The 16,245-nt window shown below is 64.1% G+C and carries 17 protein-coding genes; 5 read left to right on the top strand and 12 right to left on the bottom strand.

Annotated elements, in window-relative coordinates; all coding sequences use genetic code 11:
• Position 1 precedes the first annotated feature (1 nt).
• The 3 genes from arfB (at position 2) to DKM43_RS09775 (ending at position 1,909) form a co-directional block, all read left to right on the top strand.
• Positions 2–430, top strand: coding sequence for an alternative ribosome rescue aminoacyl-tRNA hydrolase ArfB (gene arfB / locus DKM43_RS09785; protein WP_236632494.1), 429 nt, complete (start codon positions 2–4; stop codon positions 428–430).
• A gap of 270 nt (positions 431–700) precedes the next feature.
• Positions 701–868, top strand: coding sequence for a DUF465 domain-containing protein (locus DKM43_RS09780; RefSeq protein WP_109798302.1), 168 nt, complete (start codon positions 701–703; stop codon positions 866–868).
• Between the two features lie 12 nt (positions 869–880).
• Positions 881–1,909, top strand: coding sequence for a TerC family protein (locus tag DKM43_RS09775; RefSeq protein WP_109798301.1), 1,029 nt, complete (start codon positions 881–883; stop codon positions 1,907–1,909).
• 51 nt (positions 1,910–1,960) lie between these two features.
• On the opposite strand, the gene recQ is transcribed toward DKM43_RS09775, so the two are convergent.
• The 9 genes from recQ to DKM43_RS09730 form a co-directional block, all read right to left on the bottom strand.
• Positions 1,961–3,757 (bottom strand): DNA helicase RecQ, encoded by a 1,797-nt coding sequence (recQ, locus tag DKM43_RS09770; protein WP_201739827.1) that lies wholly within the window; start codon positions 3,755–3,757, stop codon positions 1,961–1,963.
• A 27-nt stretch (positions 3,758–3,784) separates the two neighbouring features.
• Complete coding sequence (locus tag DKM43_RS09765) at positions 3,785–4,255, bottom strand: nuclear transport factor 2 family protein (RefSeq protein WP_109798300.1); 471 nt, start codon at positions 4,253–4,255, stop codon at positions 3,785–3,787.
• 57 nt (positions 4,256–4,312) lie between these two features.
• Positions 4,313–5,497, bottom strand: coding sequence for a cation:proton antiporter (locus tag DKM43_RS09760; protein WP_109798470.1), 1,185 nt, complete (start codon positions 5,495–5,497; stop codon positions 4,313–4,315).
• Positions 5,497–6,813, bottom strand: a complete 1,317-nt coding sequence (locus DKM43_RS09755; RefSeq protein ID WP_236632493.1) for a serine hydrolase domain-containing protein — start codon at positions 6,811–6,813, stop codon at positions 5,497–5,499. The genes DKM43_RS09760 and DKM43_RS09755 overlap by 1 nt, the downstream gene beginning before the upstream one ends.
• Before the next feature lie 2 nt (positions 6,814–6,815).
• A complete protein-coding gene (locus DKM43_RS09750) occupies positions 6,816–7,262 on the bottom strand; it encodes a hypothetical protein (RefSeq protein WP_109798299.1) in 447 nt (148 codons plus the stop codon).
• A 98-nt stretch (positions 7,263–7,360) separates the two neighbouring features.
• A complete protein-coding gene (gene metH / locus DKM43_RS09745; protein ID WP_109798298.1) occupies positions 7,361–9,997 on the bottom strand; it encodes a methionine synthase in 2,637 nt (878 codons plus the stop codon).
• A 5-nt stretch (positions 9,998–10,002) separates the two neighbouring features.
• Complete coding sequence (locus tag DKM43_RS09740) at positions 10,003–11,064, bottom strand: homocysteine S-methyltransferase family protein (RefSeq protein ID WP_109798297.1); 1,062 nt, start codon at positions 11,062–11,064, stop codon at positions 10,003–10,005.
• On the bottom strand, positions 11,061–12,002 hold the full coding sequence (gene metF / locus DKM43_RS09735; RefSeq protein ID WP_109798296.1) for a methylenetetrahydrofolate reductase [NAD(P)H]: 942 nt from the start codon (positions 12,000–12,002) through the stop codon (positions 11,061–11,063). The genes DKM43_RS09740 and metF overlap by 4 nt, the downstream gene beginning before the upstream one ends.
• Positions 12,003–12,007: 5 nt before the next feature.
• Positions 12,008–13,012 (bottom strand): ArsR/SmtB family transcription factor, encoded by a 1,005-nt coding sequence (locus DKM43_RS09730; protein WP_236632492.1) that lies wholly within the window; start codon positions 13,010–13,012, stop codon positions 12,008–12,010.
• A gap of 216 nt (positions 13,013–13,228) precedes the next feature.
• On the opposite strand from DKM43_RS09730, the gene DKM43_RS09725 reads away from it, so the two are divergent.
• Both DKM43_RS09725 and DKM43_RS09720 read left to right on the top strand, forming a co-directional pair.
• A complete protein-coding gene (locus DKM43_RS09725) occupies positions 13,229–13,519 on the top strand; it encodes a hypothetical protein (protein ID WP_109798294.1) in 291 nt (96 codons plus the stop codon).
• A gap of 34 nt (positions 13,520–13,553) precedes the next feature.
• Positions 13,554–13,844, top strand: a complete 291-nt coding sequence (locus DKM43_RS09720; RefSeq protein ID WP_236632491.1) for a hypothetical protein — start codon at positions 13,554–13,556, stop codon at positions 13,842–13,844.
• Here DKM43_RS09720 and DKM43_RS09715 read toward each other — a convergent pair.
• From DKM43_RS09715 to DKM43_RS09705, 3 genes are all read right to left on the bottom strand, one after another.
• Positions 13,832–14,134, bottom strand: a complete 303-nt coding sequence (locus tag DKM43_RS09715; protein WP_109798293.1) for a ribbon-helix-helix domain-containing protein — start codon at positions 14,132–14,134, stop codon at positions 13,832–13,834. The genes DKM43_RS09720 and DKM43_RS09715 overlap by 13 nt on opposite strands.
• Positions 14,135–14,195: 61 nt before the next feature.
• The gene (phbB, locus tag DKM43_RS09710; RefSeq protein ID WP_109798292.1) at positions 14,196–14,918 is read right to left on the bottom strand and encodes an acetoacetyl-CoA reductase; all 723 of its coding nucleotides are present in this window, start codon (positions 14,916–14,918) and stop codon (positions 14,196–14,198) included.
• A 137-nt stretch (positions 14,919–15,055) separates the two neighbouring features.
• A complete protein-coding gene (locus DKM43_RS09705; RefSeq protein ID WP_109798467.1) occupies positions 15,056–15,802 on the bottom strand; it encodes a hypothetical protein in 747 nt (248 codons plus the stop codon).
• Positions 15,803–16,245 lie beyond the last annotated feature (443 nt).

The following is a 16,245-nucleotide window of genomic DNA, read 5'->3' as shown; positions in this document are numbered from 1 at the left end:
AATGCCGGGACCTGAAATGAATGCCGACGCTCTCGTCACGCGGGCGCTGGCGCTGGTGGAGGAAAGCTTCATCGCATCGGCCGGGCCGGGCGGGCAGAATGTCAACAAGGTGGCGACCGCCGTCCAGTTGCGTCTTGATGTCTTTGCCCTGCGGCTCAGCCCGGAAGTGTTCCACCGGCTGAAGATCCTTGCCGGCAGCAGGATGACCGCCAGAGGTGAGATCGTGCTGACTGCGCGCAGCTTCCGCACACAGGAGCAGAACCGTGAAGATGCAAGGAAGCGCCTTGCCGAACTGCTGCGCGAAGCCTGCAACCTGCCGGTCAAGCGCGCGAAATCCCGGCTGAACCGCGTGGGCAAGACCGAACGCCTTGCGGGCAAGAAAATCCGCAGTGCGGTGAAGGCAGGGCGCGGCAAGGTGAGGCTGGATTAGGACAAGCCTCGGTCAGGCCGCGTCCGTTTGAGCTTGCAATTCGGAATGATCCGGTCCATTTGGTCTGAGCGGACCGGGCCCCTCTGGCGCGGCGCAGCTTCCTGCCAAGGAACGCGGCGCTTCGTGATGTCGGACCGCATCGGGTGATGCCGATGCCACGGGTCCGGGTCTTGTCCCCTCCCCCTCATCAAGGCCCTACGGTGCAGCATCCTGCACTTCCGGGCATCGGCATCCCCGATCGATCGCAACTGCCATCGAAGGGTTTGTTTCATGTCCGACCGCTATTTCCGCCTGCTCGAACGCCTCCAGAGGCTGGACGCAGCGCTGCGCCTTGCACGCCATCCGATTGACCGGCTGCGTCTGCACCGCCGCAAGAGCGCGGTGAAGCAGCGCCTTGCGGGGCTGTTCCTGCGCCGTCCCGAAGCACTTGGCCACTAAGGGAGCCGACAGATGGATTTCCTCGTTGCGGACTGGCTTCTGGCAGACTGGCTGGGCACGCCTGCCTGGTTCTGGCTGGCGTTCCTCGGCCTGGTCGCGGCGCTTACGGCGTTCGATCTGGGTGTTCTCCACAAGGAGGACAGGGCCATGGGCATAGGCGAATCGCTGAAGCTCACTGCGTTCTACATCACCATCGCGCTTCTTTTCGGGGCGTGGGTCTGGGCCGAAAAGGGCGCAGACATGGGCATGAAGTATTACACCGGCTTCTTCATCGAAAAGGCGCTGTCGATTGACAATGTCTTCGTCATCAGCCTGATCTTCACCTTTTTCGCCATTCCGCCCCGGTATCAGTATCGCGCGCTGCTCTGGGGCATTCTGGCGGTGATCGTGCTGCGCGGGCTGATGATTGCGGGCGGTGCGGCGCTGGTCGAACAGGCTTACTGGGTGCTCTACATCTTTGCCGCGTTCCTTGTGTTCACCGGCGTGAAGATGTTCTTTGCCAGCGATCACGATCCCGACATCGGCAACAACCCGGCGGTGCGCTGGATCAGGCGGCACATGCGCGTGACCGACCGGCTCCATGGCGAGCGCTTTTTCGTCGAAGCGGTCGATCACCGGACCGGCAAGGTGGTGGTGGCAGCCACACCGCTGTTTCTGGCGCTTGTGGTCATCAACCTTGCCGATCTGGTCTTTGCGGTGGATTCGGTGCCGGCGATCTTTGCCATCACCACCGATACTTTCGTGGTCTATACCTCGAACATCATGGCCATTCTGGGCCTGCGCGCGCTCTACTTCGCGCTGGCAGCAATGATCGACCGGTTCGCCTATCTGAAGTATGCGCTGGCCGCGGTGCTGGTGTTCATCGGATCGAAGATCTTCGTTTCCGATTTCCTGATGGGCGGGGCCAAGTTCCCCCCGCTGCTCAGTCTTGGCGTCACCTTCGCGCTGATCGCGGGCGGGGTGGCATGGTCGCTCTGGAAAACCCGCGGACTGCCGCTGCACGATCCGGCAGAACCGATCTCGCCGGGGACGGTAAACTGATCGGCATCTGCTTGCGCCATTCCCGCCGGGGCGGGGGTGGCGCAATCGGATTTATGACTGCCGCAGCACTTCAAGGAAGCGGTCACCATAGGCTTCGAGCTTGCGCGCGCCGACGCCGCCGATCCGGCCCAGTTCCCGCAAGGATGAGGGCCGTTCCGCCGCCATCGTGCGCAGCACCGAATCATGGAAGATCACGTAGGGCGGCACGCCGGCTTCGCGCGCCAGATCGCGGCGCAGGTTGCGCAGCGCATCGAACAAAGGATCGCCCACGGGATTGAGCACAGCTCCGCCGCGCTGCCGCTTGCCGGAGCGCGCTTCCTTCTTCGCTTCGAGCACCAGCGACACTGCGGCCTCGCCCTTCAGGATCGGCCGCGCATCGCTGCCCAGCGCCAGCCCCCCATGCTCGGTCGCCACGAGCGCGCCGCGCGCCTGCAACGCGCGCGCAAGCGGGCGCAGAAGCGGCGCTTCATCGGCCGCCACGATGCCGAACACCGAAAGCTGATCGTGCCCGCGCTGGATCACGCGTTCATCGGCAACGCCCGTCAGCACCTTTTCCACGTGCCCGAAGCCGAACGCCTGCCCGGTGCGATAGACCGCCGAAAGCAGCTTGCGCGCAATCTCGGTGGCATCGGTAACGCGCGGCGCATCAAGGCAGTTGTCGCAATTGCCGCACGATGCAGGCGGATTTTCGCCGAAGTGGCGCAGCAAAAGGGCGCGGCGACACTGCGGCGTTTCCACCAGCGCGGCGAGCGCATCGATCCGGGCGCGTTCTCCGGCACGGCGGCCTTCGTCCACTTCGGCAAGCCGCTGGCGCGCCCGCGCGAAATCTTCCGCGCCCCACAGCATGACCGCCACCGAAGGATCGCCATCGCGCCCCGCGCGGCCGGTTTCCTGATAGTAGCTCTCGATCGACTTGGGGCAGGCAGCATGGGCGACAAAGCGCACGTCGGGTTTGTCGATGCCCATGCCGAAAGCCACGGTCGCCACCATGACCATGTCCTCCGAAGCCACGAAGCGCGCCTGATTTTCTGCCCGAACCTGCGCATCAAGACCGGCATGATAGGGCAGGACCGGACGGCCGCTGGCCTGCAATTGCTGGCTCAGCTTGTCCACCTGCGCGCGGGTTGGCGCATAGACAATGCCGGGGCCGGGGTTCTCGGCGATTACCCCCAGCAACTGGCGCAGCGGATTGTCGCGCGGGCGGATGGCATAGCGGATGTTGGGCCGGTCAAATCCGGCAACGATCAGCCCTTCGGGCGCGATACCAAGCTGGGCGAGGATATCGGCGCGCGTGTGCCGGTCGGCCGTTGCCGTCAGCGCCAGCCGCGGAACGGCGGGAAAGGCATCCATGAGCGGGCGCAGCAGGCGGTAATCCGGGCGGAAATCGTGGCCCCATTCCGAAACGCAGTGCGCCTCGTCGATCGCGAACATCGCCACGCGCGCGCGCGCCAGCATTTCGGCGAAATGCGGCTGGCTGGCGCGTTCGGGGGCAACATAGAGCAGATCGAGATCGCCCGACAGGAACCGGTCAATCGTTTGCCCCCGGTCCATGTCGGCGCTGGTCAGCGTGGCAGCGCGAATGCCATTGGCGGTGGCGCTCCTGAGCTGGTCGTGCATCAGCGCGATCAGCGGCGATACGACAACGCAGGTGCCCTCCAGCATGACGGCGGGAAGCTGATAGGTCAGCGACTTGCCCGCGCCCGTGGGCATGACCGCAAGCGTCGATCGCCCCGCCAGCACGCGCTCCACCACGCTCTGCTGCACGCCGCGAAAGGCGCCGAAGCCGAAAACGGCGTGGAGACGCTCAAGGATTTCGGCTTCGGGGAAAGCGGTATCGGCAGGGTTCACTGCGCCGCTATGGCAGATCGGGCGCGGTCATTCCACGGCCGATGCACCAAGGATGACGCGAAGGCGGCTGATACGGCTGGTCACGATCTTCCAGCCATCGGCCTCCTTGCGGTAGGTTTCGTGATAGTGGCCCATGCCGTGCAGAAACAGGGCGCCATCGGCATCCCAGATCTGGTCCTCCATGGCAATCACGCCGCGCGCCTCGGTGGGCGACAGCACCTCGATCTCGTGGCAGTGGCCATGATGGACCGTGGTGAGCGCCGCCACCGCGCTTTCGACGAAGGCCGCAATGGTGTCACCACCTGAATGGACCCAGTTTTCGGCATCGGCGGCCGGTTCGATGGAAAGCGAACAGGCCGCGTCGAACACGGCATCATCGGCAAAGACCTTGCGCAGGCCCGCAAAGTCCTTGGTGTCCATGCAGCGGAAATAGCGCGCCTTGAGCTCCTTGATCTCCTCGATGGCGATCAGACGGGCGACGGGGTCGATCTGGGACATGCGGGCCTCTCCTGTGTTTTGCCGCAGGAGAGGCCACTTCGCACGCCCGCGCCACTCTTACTTGTGCGAGAGACCTTTCAGGCGCGGCGTGACCATGGGAACCGTAAGCATGGTGGAAAGCACAGCCATGAGCAGGAGGGCGGTGAAGGTCTCGTTCGTGACGATGCCCTTGTCGAGCAGGACATTGACGAAGATGATCATGATGAGCGCCTTGGTCTGGAGAAGCCAGCCGATCACCCCCGCCTCACCCCTCGCCCAGCCAAGCAGGCGGCCTGCCAGATGCACACCCGCAAGCTTTCCGGCAACAGATGCTGCCAGCAACAGCAGGGCTGCACCGAAGACCGCCACTCCGCCCACGTCCCACTGCGTGCGCAGACCGGTGGAAAGGAAGAACACCGGCATGACCGCCAGCAGCAGGAACTGGCGGAAGGAATCGAGCCTTTCGCGCGTGAACCACCCCGCATCGAGCACCGCACCCGCAAGGAAGGCACCCACCATATAGTGCAGGCCCGCCCAGTCGGCCGCAAAGCCGATGGCGGCAAGCCAGACCAGCGCGGCATACCAGCGATCGGCCTCTGCCAGACGCCGGAACAGCGCGCGCATGGCCCATGCGGCAAGGCTGAAGCCGACAAGGAAAAACAACTGCCGCCCCACCCGCTCCCAGTCGACGAGGATCAGCGCGAGGACGCCCCAGATGGCGATGTCGTCAAGGCTGGCATAGCGCAGGATGCGCTGGCCCAGCGGTTCGCGGAAAATTGCCAGCTTTTCCATCAGCAGCACCAGAATGGGCAGGGCCGTGACGGCGCAGGCCATGCCGATGCCCAGCATCGCCTGCATCCATGTGCCGTTCGGCCCGATCCAGCCCGGTGTCTGCAACAGAAGCATGGCGGCCGCCGCACCGAAGGCAAGCGGCGTGAACAGGGCGCAGGCCGCCGTGATGCTTGTCTCGCGCCGGTTGGCCCAGGCGTCGGAAAGATCGAGTTCCAGCCCCGCCACGAACACGAACATCATCACCGCCCACCAGGCAATGCCATTGAGCGCGCCAATCACCGGCGGACTGAACACGAAGGCATAGTATTGCGGAAAGGCCGCACCCAGCACGCCGGGACCAAGCAGGATGCCGCCCACGATCTGGACCACCACCAGCGGCGCCCAGTAATCGGTGCGAAAAATCCGCCAGACGAGCCATGGCACGGCCAGAATGATGGTGAGCGCTATCAGAAATACTTCGGTGGTGGCCATCATCGCTCCGCTGGGTAAGTCTGCGGGCGGCGTGATTGCCCGATTTTCGCACGGTCCGCCAGCGTCTCTTCGGCCAGAGTGAAGGCGCTAAGATGGCCGGGCGGTCCATCTGGCGCAAGCCCGGTGCTGAACCAGACTGCGCCCCTGCCGCTCGCCGGATCGAGCCACAAGCCCGACCGCAAGCCGTAAGCCGCACCGGGATGGCCGATGCGGGCCGTGCCATCCGCGAACAGATCATCGCGGCAGAAGGGGGCAGTGTGGCCGATCAGATGGATGCCAAGGCCATAGGCGCAGAACAGGCCGTCCGCCGCGCCACCTTCGTCCACGCCCCCGCTTTCCGGCCCTGTCCAGCGCCACTGCGCACGCGTCAGTTCGGCAAAGCTGGCGGGCGAGAGGAACCCGCGTCCGCCGCGCCCCAGCATCTGCCCCAGCCGCGCCAGATCGCGCATGGAAATGCGCAGGCCCCCTTGCGGCGAGAACAGCGCGCCATTGCTGCCGGGCACATAGCCGGAAAGATCGCACGCAGCGCCTTCCCGCGTGAGCACGAGGCAATCGGGCAGGCGGCCGCGAAGATCATCGCGCGCCACTTCACCGCTTGCGCGGTAGAGCACCACGGCGCGGCGCAGAGCGGCGGGCGAACAGCCCGACCAGTTGAAGCAGGCATCAAGGCGCAGCGGGCCAAGCACCTCCTTGCGCATCACTGCATCGAAGCGGTTGCCCGTGGCCGCCTCCATGACGCTGGCAACCACCGGGAAATTGATGTTGGCATAGTGGAACCAGCCGCCGCCGGGCGGATGGGCATGGTCCCACACGCGCGGATCGGCCAGCCGCTCGCGCAGCGTTTCGCCCAGCGGGATCAGATAAAGCTCCTCCCCGTCAACCATGCCCGACGTGTGGGAAAGCAGCATTCGCAAGGTTATGGCCTGATCGGGAAAGGCCGGATGGCGCAGCTGCCAGCCAAGATAGACCGAAACATCGCGGTCAAGATCAAGCACCCCGCGATCGACCAGCCGCAGGACGCCAAGCGCGGTAACAAGCTTGGAAACGGAGGCGACACGCACGGGGCTATCGGCCGTGACCGCGCGGCCGGTGCGCCGATCCGCCAGACCTTCGGCCACGATTGTCCGCACACGGGCGCGATCGAATGCCGCAATGACTGTGGCCGGGCGAACCATGGCCCGATCACCGGTTCCGGCACGGGCCGATGCCGGCACGAGCAAGGCCGACACGACCAGAAAAAGCGCGGGCAGAAAGCAGGTGGACAGAAAGCAGCGGGGCATAAGCTGCGTGGGCGTGCGGCCCGGCGCGGCAGGCACCTTCAGATCACCGGTTCAAGTGCAATGCGCATGGAACCCTTCTTGTTGTAGAAATCGGTCGGGATCGCGAAGATCATCGCCTGCGCCGGACGGCCCCATTCCGGCTCCGGCACCGCAATCTCGATGCCTTGCGGAAACCGGGCCATGGCCTCGGCAGCAGTGTCACGCCAAATATTAGACCCAACCGATTGCAGCGGAACCTTTGACGGCTGTTCGGGATCGAACGTGCCATAACGGAAGTAGCAATACCATGCCTCCTTCCCGGTTTTCGGATCGAACTTGGCATAGGCTGAGGGTCTGTCCTGCTTGCCTTCGCGCACCGGAAGCATGGTAACCTTCCACTTGCCGCCGGTGAGAGCAATGACATGGCAACTCTCGGTCAAAGCCGCCTGCGGGGGCTTCGCACCCGTGAGATTCGGCAAAGGCGAAAGCGTGAACTCAACCTGCATGGCATCCCTCCCCCCAGTCGTCGGGAAGCAGTGCCGCATGGCAGCGCAAGGTCAATCGCCAAAATGGTTCACAGTGGCGATGCCAAGGCATCGCCCCGTCAATCGAGGTTGGGTCGCAGCCAGCGCTCCATCGTGGGCACATCCATGCCGCGCCTTGCGGCATAGTCCTCAAGCTGATCGCGCCCGATCGTGGCCACGCCGAAATACTGGCTTTCCGGATGGGCGAAGTAGAAGCCCGAAACGGCAGAGGTGGGCAGCATGGCCTGCGATTCCGTCAGCGTGATGCCCGCCGTTTCCGGCGCTTCGAGCAGATCGAACAGGATCGGCTTCAGGGTGTGGTCCGGGCAGGCGGGATAGCCCGGCGCGGGGCGGATGCCGCGATACTGTTCGCGGATCAGCGCTTCGTTGGTAAGCTGCTCGCCCGGCGCATAGGCCCACAAAGTGGTGCGCACATGCTGGTGCAGGCGCTCGGCAAAGGCTTCGGCGAAGCGATCAGCCAGTGCTTTCAGAAGAATGTCGGAATAGTCGTCATTGTCGGCCTTGAACCGGGCCAGATGCGGCTCGATGCCGTGGATGCCCACGGCAAAGCCGCCGATCCAGTCACCCGCCGGATCGATGAAATCGGCAAGGCAGAAATTGGCACGGCCACGGCTCTTTATGAACTGCTGGCGCAGGAACGGCAGGCGCACCGAAAGCTCATCGTCATTCGGGTGGAGAATCACGTCATCGCCGTGCCGGGCGCAGGGCCAGAACTGGGCGACGCCGCGCGCCGTCAGCCACTTTTCGCCGATGATCCGGTCGAGCATCGCGCGCGCATCCTTGTAGAGATTGCGCGCGGATTCGCCCACGATCGGGTCATCGAGAATGGCAGGGTATGTGCCCGCCAGTTCCCACGAGCGGAAGAACGGCGTCCAGTCGAAGCATTCGACCAGATCATCGAGATCCCAGTCATCGAAGACATGGCGGCCGGGCTGTTCGGGCGGTGGGGCCTTTTCCGAAAAGTCCGGCGCATAGGCGTTGAGGCGCGCATCTTCGAGGCTGAGAAGCTTCGATGCGCCCTTTCCCGCACGGGCATCGCGCACGTGCTGGTATTCCGCCGCCGTCGCCTTGATGAAAGGGTCGGCCTGCGTGTCGGAGAGAAGCTGCGAGGCAACGCCCACCGCGCGGCTGGCGTCAAGCACGTGAACGACCGGACCGTCATAGGCGGGATCGATGCGCAGCGCGGTGTGGACCTTGCTGGTCGTCGCCCCGCCGATCAGAAGCGGGATGCTCATGCCTGCGCGCTGCATTTCCTCGGCCACCGTCACCATCTCGTCAAGCGACGGGGTGATGAGGCCCGACAGCCCGATCATGTCCGCGCCTTCCTTGCGGGCGGTATCGAGGATCGTGGCCCAGGGCACCATCACGCCAAGGTCGATCACCTCATAGCCGTTGCACTGGAGCACGACGCCCACGATGTTCTTGCCGATGTCGTGAACGTCGCCCTTGACGGTGGCCATGATGATCCGGCCCTTCGCCTTGGCGCCTTCTTCCTTCTCCGCCTCGATGTAGGGGATGAGGTGGGCGACGGCCTTCTTCATCACGCGGGCAGATTTCACCACCTGCGGCAGGAACATCTTGCCCGATCCGAACAGATCGCCGACCGTGTTCATCCCTTCCATCAGCGGGCCTTCGATCACCTCGATCGGGCGCCCGCCGCGCGCGGCAATGGCTGCGCGGGCTTCCTCGGTATCCTCGACGATGAAGGCATCGATGCCTTTGACCAGCGCATGTTCAAGGCGGCGCACAACGTCCCAGCCGCGCCATTCCTCGGCTTCCTTCTCGGCCGCCTTGTCCTTGCCCTTGTAGCTTTCGGCAAGTTCGATCAGCCGTTCGGTCGCGGTCCTGCCATCGCCTGCGGCAGGCGTGCGGTTGAGCACCACGTCCTCGCAGGCTTCGCGCAGAACGGGGTCGATCTGGTCATAGATGTCGAGCTGGCCCGCATTGACGATGGCCATGTCCATGCCCGCCGGGATGGCGTGGTAGAGGAACACCGAATGCATCGCGCGGCGCACCGTCTCGTTGCCGCGGAACGAGAACGAGAGGTTCGAAAGGCCGCCCGATATGTGGACGTGCGGGCAGCGTGCCTTGATCTCGCGCGTGGCCTCGATGAAGTCCAGCCCGTAGCGGTCATGCTCTTCGATGCCGGTGGCAACCGCGAAGATGTTGGGATCGAAGATGATGTCTTCGGGAGGGAAACCGATGCCGGTCAGCAGCCTGTAGGCACGCTCGCAGATCTCGACCTTGCGATCCTTTGTGTCAGCCTGCCCCTTCTCGTCAAAGGCCATGACGACCACGGCCGCGCCATAGTCCATGCACTTGCGCGCATGATCGAGGAACGCCTCCTCGCCTTCCTTCATCGAGATCGAATTGACGATGGGCTTGCCCGAAACGCATTTCAGGCCCGCCTCGATCACTTCCCACTTGGAGCTGTCGATCATCACCGGCACGCGCGCGATGTCGGGTTCGGCGGCAATCAGCTTGAGGAACGTGGTCATTGCCTCGACCGCGTCGAGCAGGCCTTCGTCCATGTTGACGTCGATAACCTGCGCGCCGTTCTCGACCTGCTGGCGCGCGACTTCGACCGCCTTGGCGTAGTCGCCCGCGAGGATCAGCTTCTTGAATGCGGCAGAGCCGGTGACATTGGTGCGCTCGCCCACATTGACGAAGCGCGAGCCGGTAAATGGTTCGGTCATGGAAATCAGGCAGCCATTACAAAAGGTTCAAGGCCGGCGAGGCGCGTGACGGTTTGCGGAACGGGCATCTTGCGCGGGGGCAGCGCCTTCACCGCCTCGGCCATCGCGGCAATGTGCGCAGGCGTGGAGCCGCAGCAGCCGCCCAGCACGTTGACCTGGCCGTGATCGGCCCATTCCCTGACGAGGGCCGCGGTGGTCTGCGGCAGTTCGTCATATTCGCCCAGTTCGTTGGGCAGGCCCGCATTGGGATAGACCATGATGAGCGTATCGGCGCTTTCGGAAAGCGTCTTCACGTGCGGGCGAAGCTGGGTGGCGCCGAACGAGCAGTTGAGGCCGACCGTGAGCGGCCTGGCATGGCGGATGGCATACCAGAACGCCTCGACCGTGTGGCCCGAAAGGTTCCGGCCCGAAAGGTCGGTCAGCGTCATCGACATCATGATCGGGATTTCCCGGCTGAGTTCCCTTTCGACCTGGCGAACCGACATGACACCTGCCTTGGCATTCAGCGTGTCGAACACCGTCTCGATCAGGATGAAGTCCGCGCCACCTTCAACAAGCGCGCGGACCTGCTCTGCATAGACATCGACGAGGTGGTCCCAGTCGATCTCGCGAAAGCCGGGGTCATTGACATCAGGGCTGAGCGAAAGCGTCTTGTTCGTCGGGCCGATGGCTCCGGCGACAAAGCGGGGGCGGCCATCCTTAGCCGTGAACTCATCTGCCACGCGGCGGGCGAGCCTGGCGCTTTCCACGTTGATCTCGCGCACGAGGTGTTCGGCGGCGTAATCGGCCTGGCTGATGCGGTTGGCGCTGAAGGTGTTGGTTTCGGCAATGTCGGCCCCGGCCTCGAAATAGGCGCGGTGAATCGATTCCGGCACTTCCGGCTTGGTCAGCGCAAGGATGTCGTTGTTGCCCTTCTGGTCCTTCGCAAGGCCGAGGCTTCCGGCATAGTCGGCTTCGGACAGCCTGAAGTTCTGGATCTCGGTCCCGAAGGCGCCATCGGTAATGAGGATGCGTTGCGCGGCCTGTTCAAGGAAGGCGGCGCGGGCAGTGGAAGGGACGAGAGTCACGCAGCTTTCTCCAGCGCGGGAGCCTTTGGGCGAAGGCCGAGGAGGTGGCAGATCGCATAGGACAGTTCGGCGCGGTTGAGGGTGTAGAAGTGGAAATCGCGCACGCCGCCGGCATAGAGACGGCGGCAGAACTCGGCAGCGATCGTTGCCGCCACGAGCTGGCGCGAGGCAGGGTGGGTGTCCAGTCCTTCGAACAGGCCATCCATCCATGCAGGGATTGCCGCCCCGCAGGCGGCCGCAAACTTGCGCGTCTGCGCCACGTTGGAAACGGGCAGGATGCCGGGCAGCACGGGCGCGTCGATGCCTGCGGCTGCCAGCTTGTCGCGGTAGCGGAAGAATGTTTCGGGTTCGAAGAAGAACTGGCTGATAGCGCGCGTGGCGCCTGCATCGAGCTTGCGTTTCAGATTGTCGATGTCGGCCTGCGCGCTGGGCGAATCCGGGTGCACTTCAGGATAGGCCGCGACAGAGATCTCGAAGGGCGCGATCTCCTTGAGGCCCGCAACCAGTTCGGCCGCGTTGGCATAGCCTTCAGGGTGCGGCGTGAAAGGAACGCCCGGCGCACCCATATCGCCGCGCAGGGCCACGATGTGCCGCACACCCGCTTCCCAGTAGCTTTCGGCCACTTCGCGGATTTCGGCCTTGCTTGCGTCCACGCAGGTAAGGTGCGCGGCTGCCGGAAGCTTTGCCTCGCGGATGATGCGCGCCACGGTGCCATGGGTGCGGTCGCGCGTGGAACCGCCCGCGCCATAGGTCACGGAAACGAAGCGCGGCTGCAAGGGAGCGAGGGTTTCGACCACATCCCACAATTGCGCCATGAGCGCATCGGTCTTGGGCGGGAAGAACTCGAACGACACGTTGATGTCGCCCGGCAGCCCGGCAAAAAGCGGCGTATCGAGCGCAGTGCGCGCCTCGCGCAGTTGGTCGTAGCTGGCATTCATCGTGTTCAGGCTTTCAGGCTTTGCCGTGGTTCCAGTTGGGTGATGCTGTCCTCGCGCCGCACCCCGGTCCACAGCTTGACGACGAGTTCGTGGCCGGCGAGCGCGCGGGTTTCGTGGGGCACGAAGCCGGCATCGCGCAGCATGACTTCGATCTGCGCATCGGAGAAACCGAGGCGGGCATGAGCATGGGTCTGGCGCAGATCCTCGCGGTCATGCGCGGCGAAATCGACGATGGCGATGCGCCCGCCGGGAGCGGCGACGCGCGCGGCGCCTGCCAGCACCGCTTCGGGTGCCTGCGCATAATGCAGCACCTGATGGAACAGGACCGTATCGAAACTGCGCGCCGGAAACGGCAGCTGCGCAAAGTCACCCTGCACCAGTTCGATGGAGTCGGCCGGCAGGTGCTGCAAGCGGGCACGGGCAATGCGCAACATGTCGGGGCTCTTGTCGAACGCAACCACATGCGCGGCGTATGGCGCCAGAAGTTCGGCAATGCGGCCCGTCCCGGTGCCCACATCAAGAATACGGCCAAGCCCCGCGCTACCCGCAAGGGCCAGCAGCATTTCGGTGAGCGCGGCTTCGACCGGGCCATCTGCAATATGCAGCGAGCGCAGTTCGTCCCACTCATCGGCATGACGGGAAAACCATTCCAGTGCATGGCTTTCGCGCGCGGCACGAATTGCATCAAGATGCTGGCGGTCTTCGGCGCAGCGCCTGCCGAAGGCGGCGTCTTCGCGTTCAGCAACGCTGAGCAGCCGGGCAATTGCGGCCGCCAGCGGATCGGCCGATGCTTCACCGATCGAACTGCGCAGGAACACCCAGGCGCCTTCCTTGCGCCGCTCCGCCAAACCCGAATCGCACAGGATCTTGATGTGGCGTGATACGCGCGGCTGGCTCTGGCCCAGCACTTGCGCCACTTCGCCCACCGCCAGTTCCATGCTGGCGAGGAGGCGCAGGATGCGCAGGCGCGTCGGATCGTCAAGCGCGCGGATGGCATCGTGGATGGCCATGCGGAGAGGCATATAAAGAAACCTTTATGTCTGTCAATTGATATAAAGAGATTGTTATATTGAAGATCAAACCTCCGACCCCGGCTTCCGATCCGGCTTGCGGCAGTCACGACAGGTTTGCCTTCGATCACGCGCGCCGGTAGGAACGCAGGTGTGTCAAGCGCGTTGCCCTTGCGGACAGCGCCGGTCAACTGCAGCCCACAGAGAGGGAACACGATGAAGAACTATGCCAGCCTTGCCTTCGCCGCCGCCGTGGCGCTTGGCCTGTCGGCCTGCGGCAAGTCGGACGATGCCTCGGAAGCGGCGGTCGAAGATACCGTGGAAATGCCTGCCGACGAACTGCCGGTGATGGAACCTTCGGCGGCAGCAGCACCGCTTCCTGCCCCTGATGCATCCGCCGCGGCGGATGCCGAAGCCAATGCTGCGCGCGATGCCGCAAACAATGCCGCTGCCGTTGCCGCAGCCGCGCAGGCCGCTGCGGGCGAAGGTGACGCACCGGCCGAATAATCCCCTTGCTTCACCGCCGACCGGAGGCGTTGCGATGGCAATGCCTCTGTCGGCACAGGGCCGGATGCTGCCTTCGCGGATGACGATGATGCCTGACATGACCTGCACGCCTGAAGCCAGACGCCGGATCCTGCTGCCTGCGCTTTGCGCAGGGCTGGTGGTCGCCGTTTCCGCCTGCGGTTCGGGCACGGAGGAAAAGCCCGGCGGCGTCACCAGGGACGAGGCCGCCGCGCTTGATGCTGCGGCCGAAATGCTGGACGAGCGCGAACTGCCCGCCAGGCCGCAGCCTTCCGATGCGGCCCCACCGGTGCCTCAGCCGTCCTGAATGGGCCGGTCCTGGGCGCCGGGATGGGCTTGCCCCGAACCATGATCGCGCAAGCCCGTCTCAAGCAAATCGGCGACCAGCCACAGGCGGATTGCACCCGCAAGGCCCGGCGGGGTGGGGCTGGCAATGCGTTCGGCATCGATCCTTGCCACCAGCGCGTTGACTGGCACGCCCAGCCCTTCGGCGGCACCGCGCAGCATGTCCCAGAACAGGGGTTCCAGACTGATTGAGGTCTTGTGCCCGGCGATCTCGACCGAACGCTTGACCGGCGGATGATAAGGAATCGTCATGCGCGCATGGCGGACACCGCATGGCGTCCGCCAGTTATCCCGATCAAGGCATGCACCCGGATCAATACATGTGCTGGCCGCCGTTGAGCGACATGGTCGATCCGGTGATAAAGCCGCCTTCATCTGCCGTGAGAAACGCCACGCCGCGTGCGATCTCATCGGCATGGCCAAGCCTGCCGACAGGAATCTTGGCGACGATCTTTTCCAGCACCGGCGCCGGAACGGCCGCGACCATGTCGGTATCGATATAGCCGGGCGCGATGGCGTTGACCGTCACGCCATACTTGGCGCCTTCCTGCGCCAGAGCCTTGGTGAAGCCGTGGATGCCCGATTTGGCAGCCGCATAGTTGACCTGACCATACTGGCCCGCCTGCCCGTTGATCGAACCGATATTGACGATGCGTCCCCAGCCGCGTTCGCGCATTCCGGGGAAGGTGGCCTTGGCCATGTTGAAGCAGCCGCCAAGGTTGATGCGCATCACTTCGTTCCAGTCGTCGAAGCTCATCTTGTGGAGCACGCCATCGCGGGTGATCCCGGCATTGTTGACGACAATGTCGATTGGCCCGACTTCGGCGGCAATGCGCGCGCAGCCTTCAAGCGTGGCCTCATGATCGCCCACGTCCCAGCGATAGGCCGGGATCCCGGTTTCTGCGGTAAAGGCTTGTGCCTTTTCGACGTTTCCGGCGTAGTTGGCAACAACCGTCCGTCCCTGCGCCTTCAGCGCAAGGCAGATTGCCTGGCCAATTCCGCGCGTTCCTCCAGTAACCACAGCAACACGAGACATTCGCAATCTCCCTAAGTCCCTCTCGGCCCTAGGCTAGGAGCATGACGAAGATGCGACAAGTTACCGGACACGTAAACGCAGCGCATGCAACATCGAATTGCTGCACGGCATCAAGATTAATTTAACCGGGGAAATAATCAGAAACGGAACTGCGTGCCCACATAGACCGCCTGATTGTCCTGACGGCCATCGGTAAGCGGCAGCAACCGGTCACGCTCAGGTGAATAGCGGACACCGGCGGTCACGTTGAGGTTGCGGGTCAGCCTGTAGCTGCCGCTCAGATCAACCTGATAGTCGCCCTGTCCTTCGAGCGTGCGCGGTGCACGGCCAGCCTGATCGCGCCCTTCCGCCTCGATCCGGGGAACGAAGCGGCTCGGACGCCCGGCCGGGGCGCCGGCCTTGAACTTGGACAGATCGGGCATATCGATCCGCTGAAGCTCACCCAGCGGGGCAGGCGCTTCGGGCGCAGCAAAGCTGGCATAGCCGCGCGCCATGCCGAGATTGAAGGCCACCGGCGCGATCCGCACGGGCGATGCGCCGGGCTCACTTGACGCCTCGCTGAGCGCGCTGCGCACCGAGAAGGCACGGGCGCTGAGCGAATCAAGCCGGACCGCCACGGTGATCGAGCGGTTGGGCCGAGTGTCGCTTCCTGCCGGGGTGAAACGGAACACTTTGCCGGTTTTCAGCGCGCGGACGGTGATCTGGGCGGCAAGCCGCTCATCAACCGATGCCGGAGTGAACGAGCCGATGCCGCCACGAGCCGCAAGGCTGACAGGCCCGTCATCGAAACCGCTGGAAAAGGCAGATGTGACCGTGGGTGCAAGAAACAGACCGGTGCCGACGGCAAGCGACAGTGCGAGCGACGAGCGCAGGCGGCGACGCAAGGTCCCTGCCGCCCAAGTCCTGATACCCGCCCCGATCATCTTCTTTCCGAACCCTCATTTTTCCGGCTGCGAATGTGCGAACCGTCAAAACGTCCCTTTTTCACCTAAACCGCTTCAGCCTAACCGGAGATGAACACTCTCCAGTCCGGAGACTCGGCAATATCTCATAGCAATTGCTACTCTGATTGCAGTTCCCTTGCCAGCCCAAAGACAAACCCTTTTTCGGCCACGCGATTCTTGTCAGGCAACTGTGGCGGATTCTCCACAACACGGCGCGGCTGGTCCGCGCCCCGCAGCCAGGTGAATCTTGGGCAAACGTGCATTCAGGCATGGTTCACTCCCGCAATTGCCATCGTGTGCCGGCGATCAATCCCCGCGTTCAAGCCGCTTGCCGCGAGGCGGGCGGGGGTGATAGAGGCGCAAGCAAGAACTGTGTCGGCAAG

The sequence above is a fragment of the Novosphingobium meiothermophilum genome, assembly GCF_003171715.1.
Lineage (GTDB): Bacteria > Pseudomonadota > Alphaproteobacteria > Sphingomonadales > Sphingomonadaceae > Novosphingobium > Novosphingobium meiothermophilum.
The sequence above is the reverse complement of the archived record's forward strand: the minus strand, read 5'-3'. Positions and strand labels throughout refer to the sequence as shown.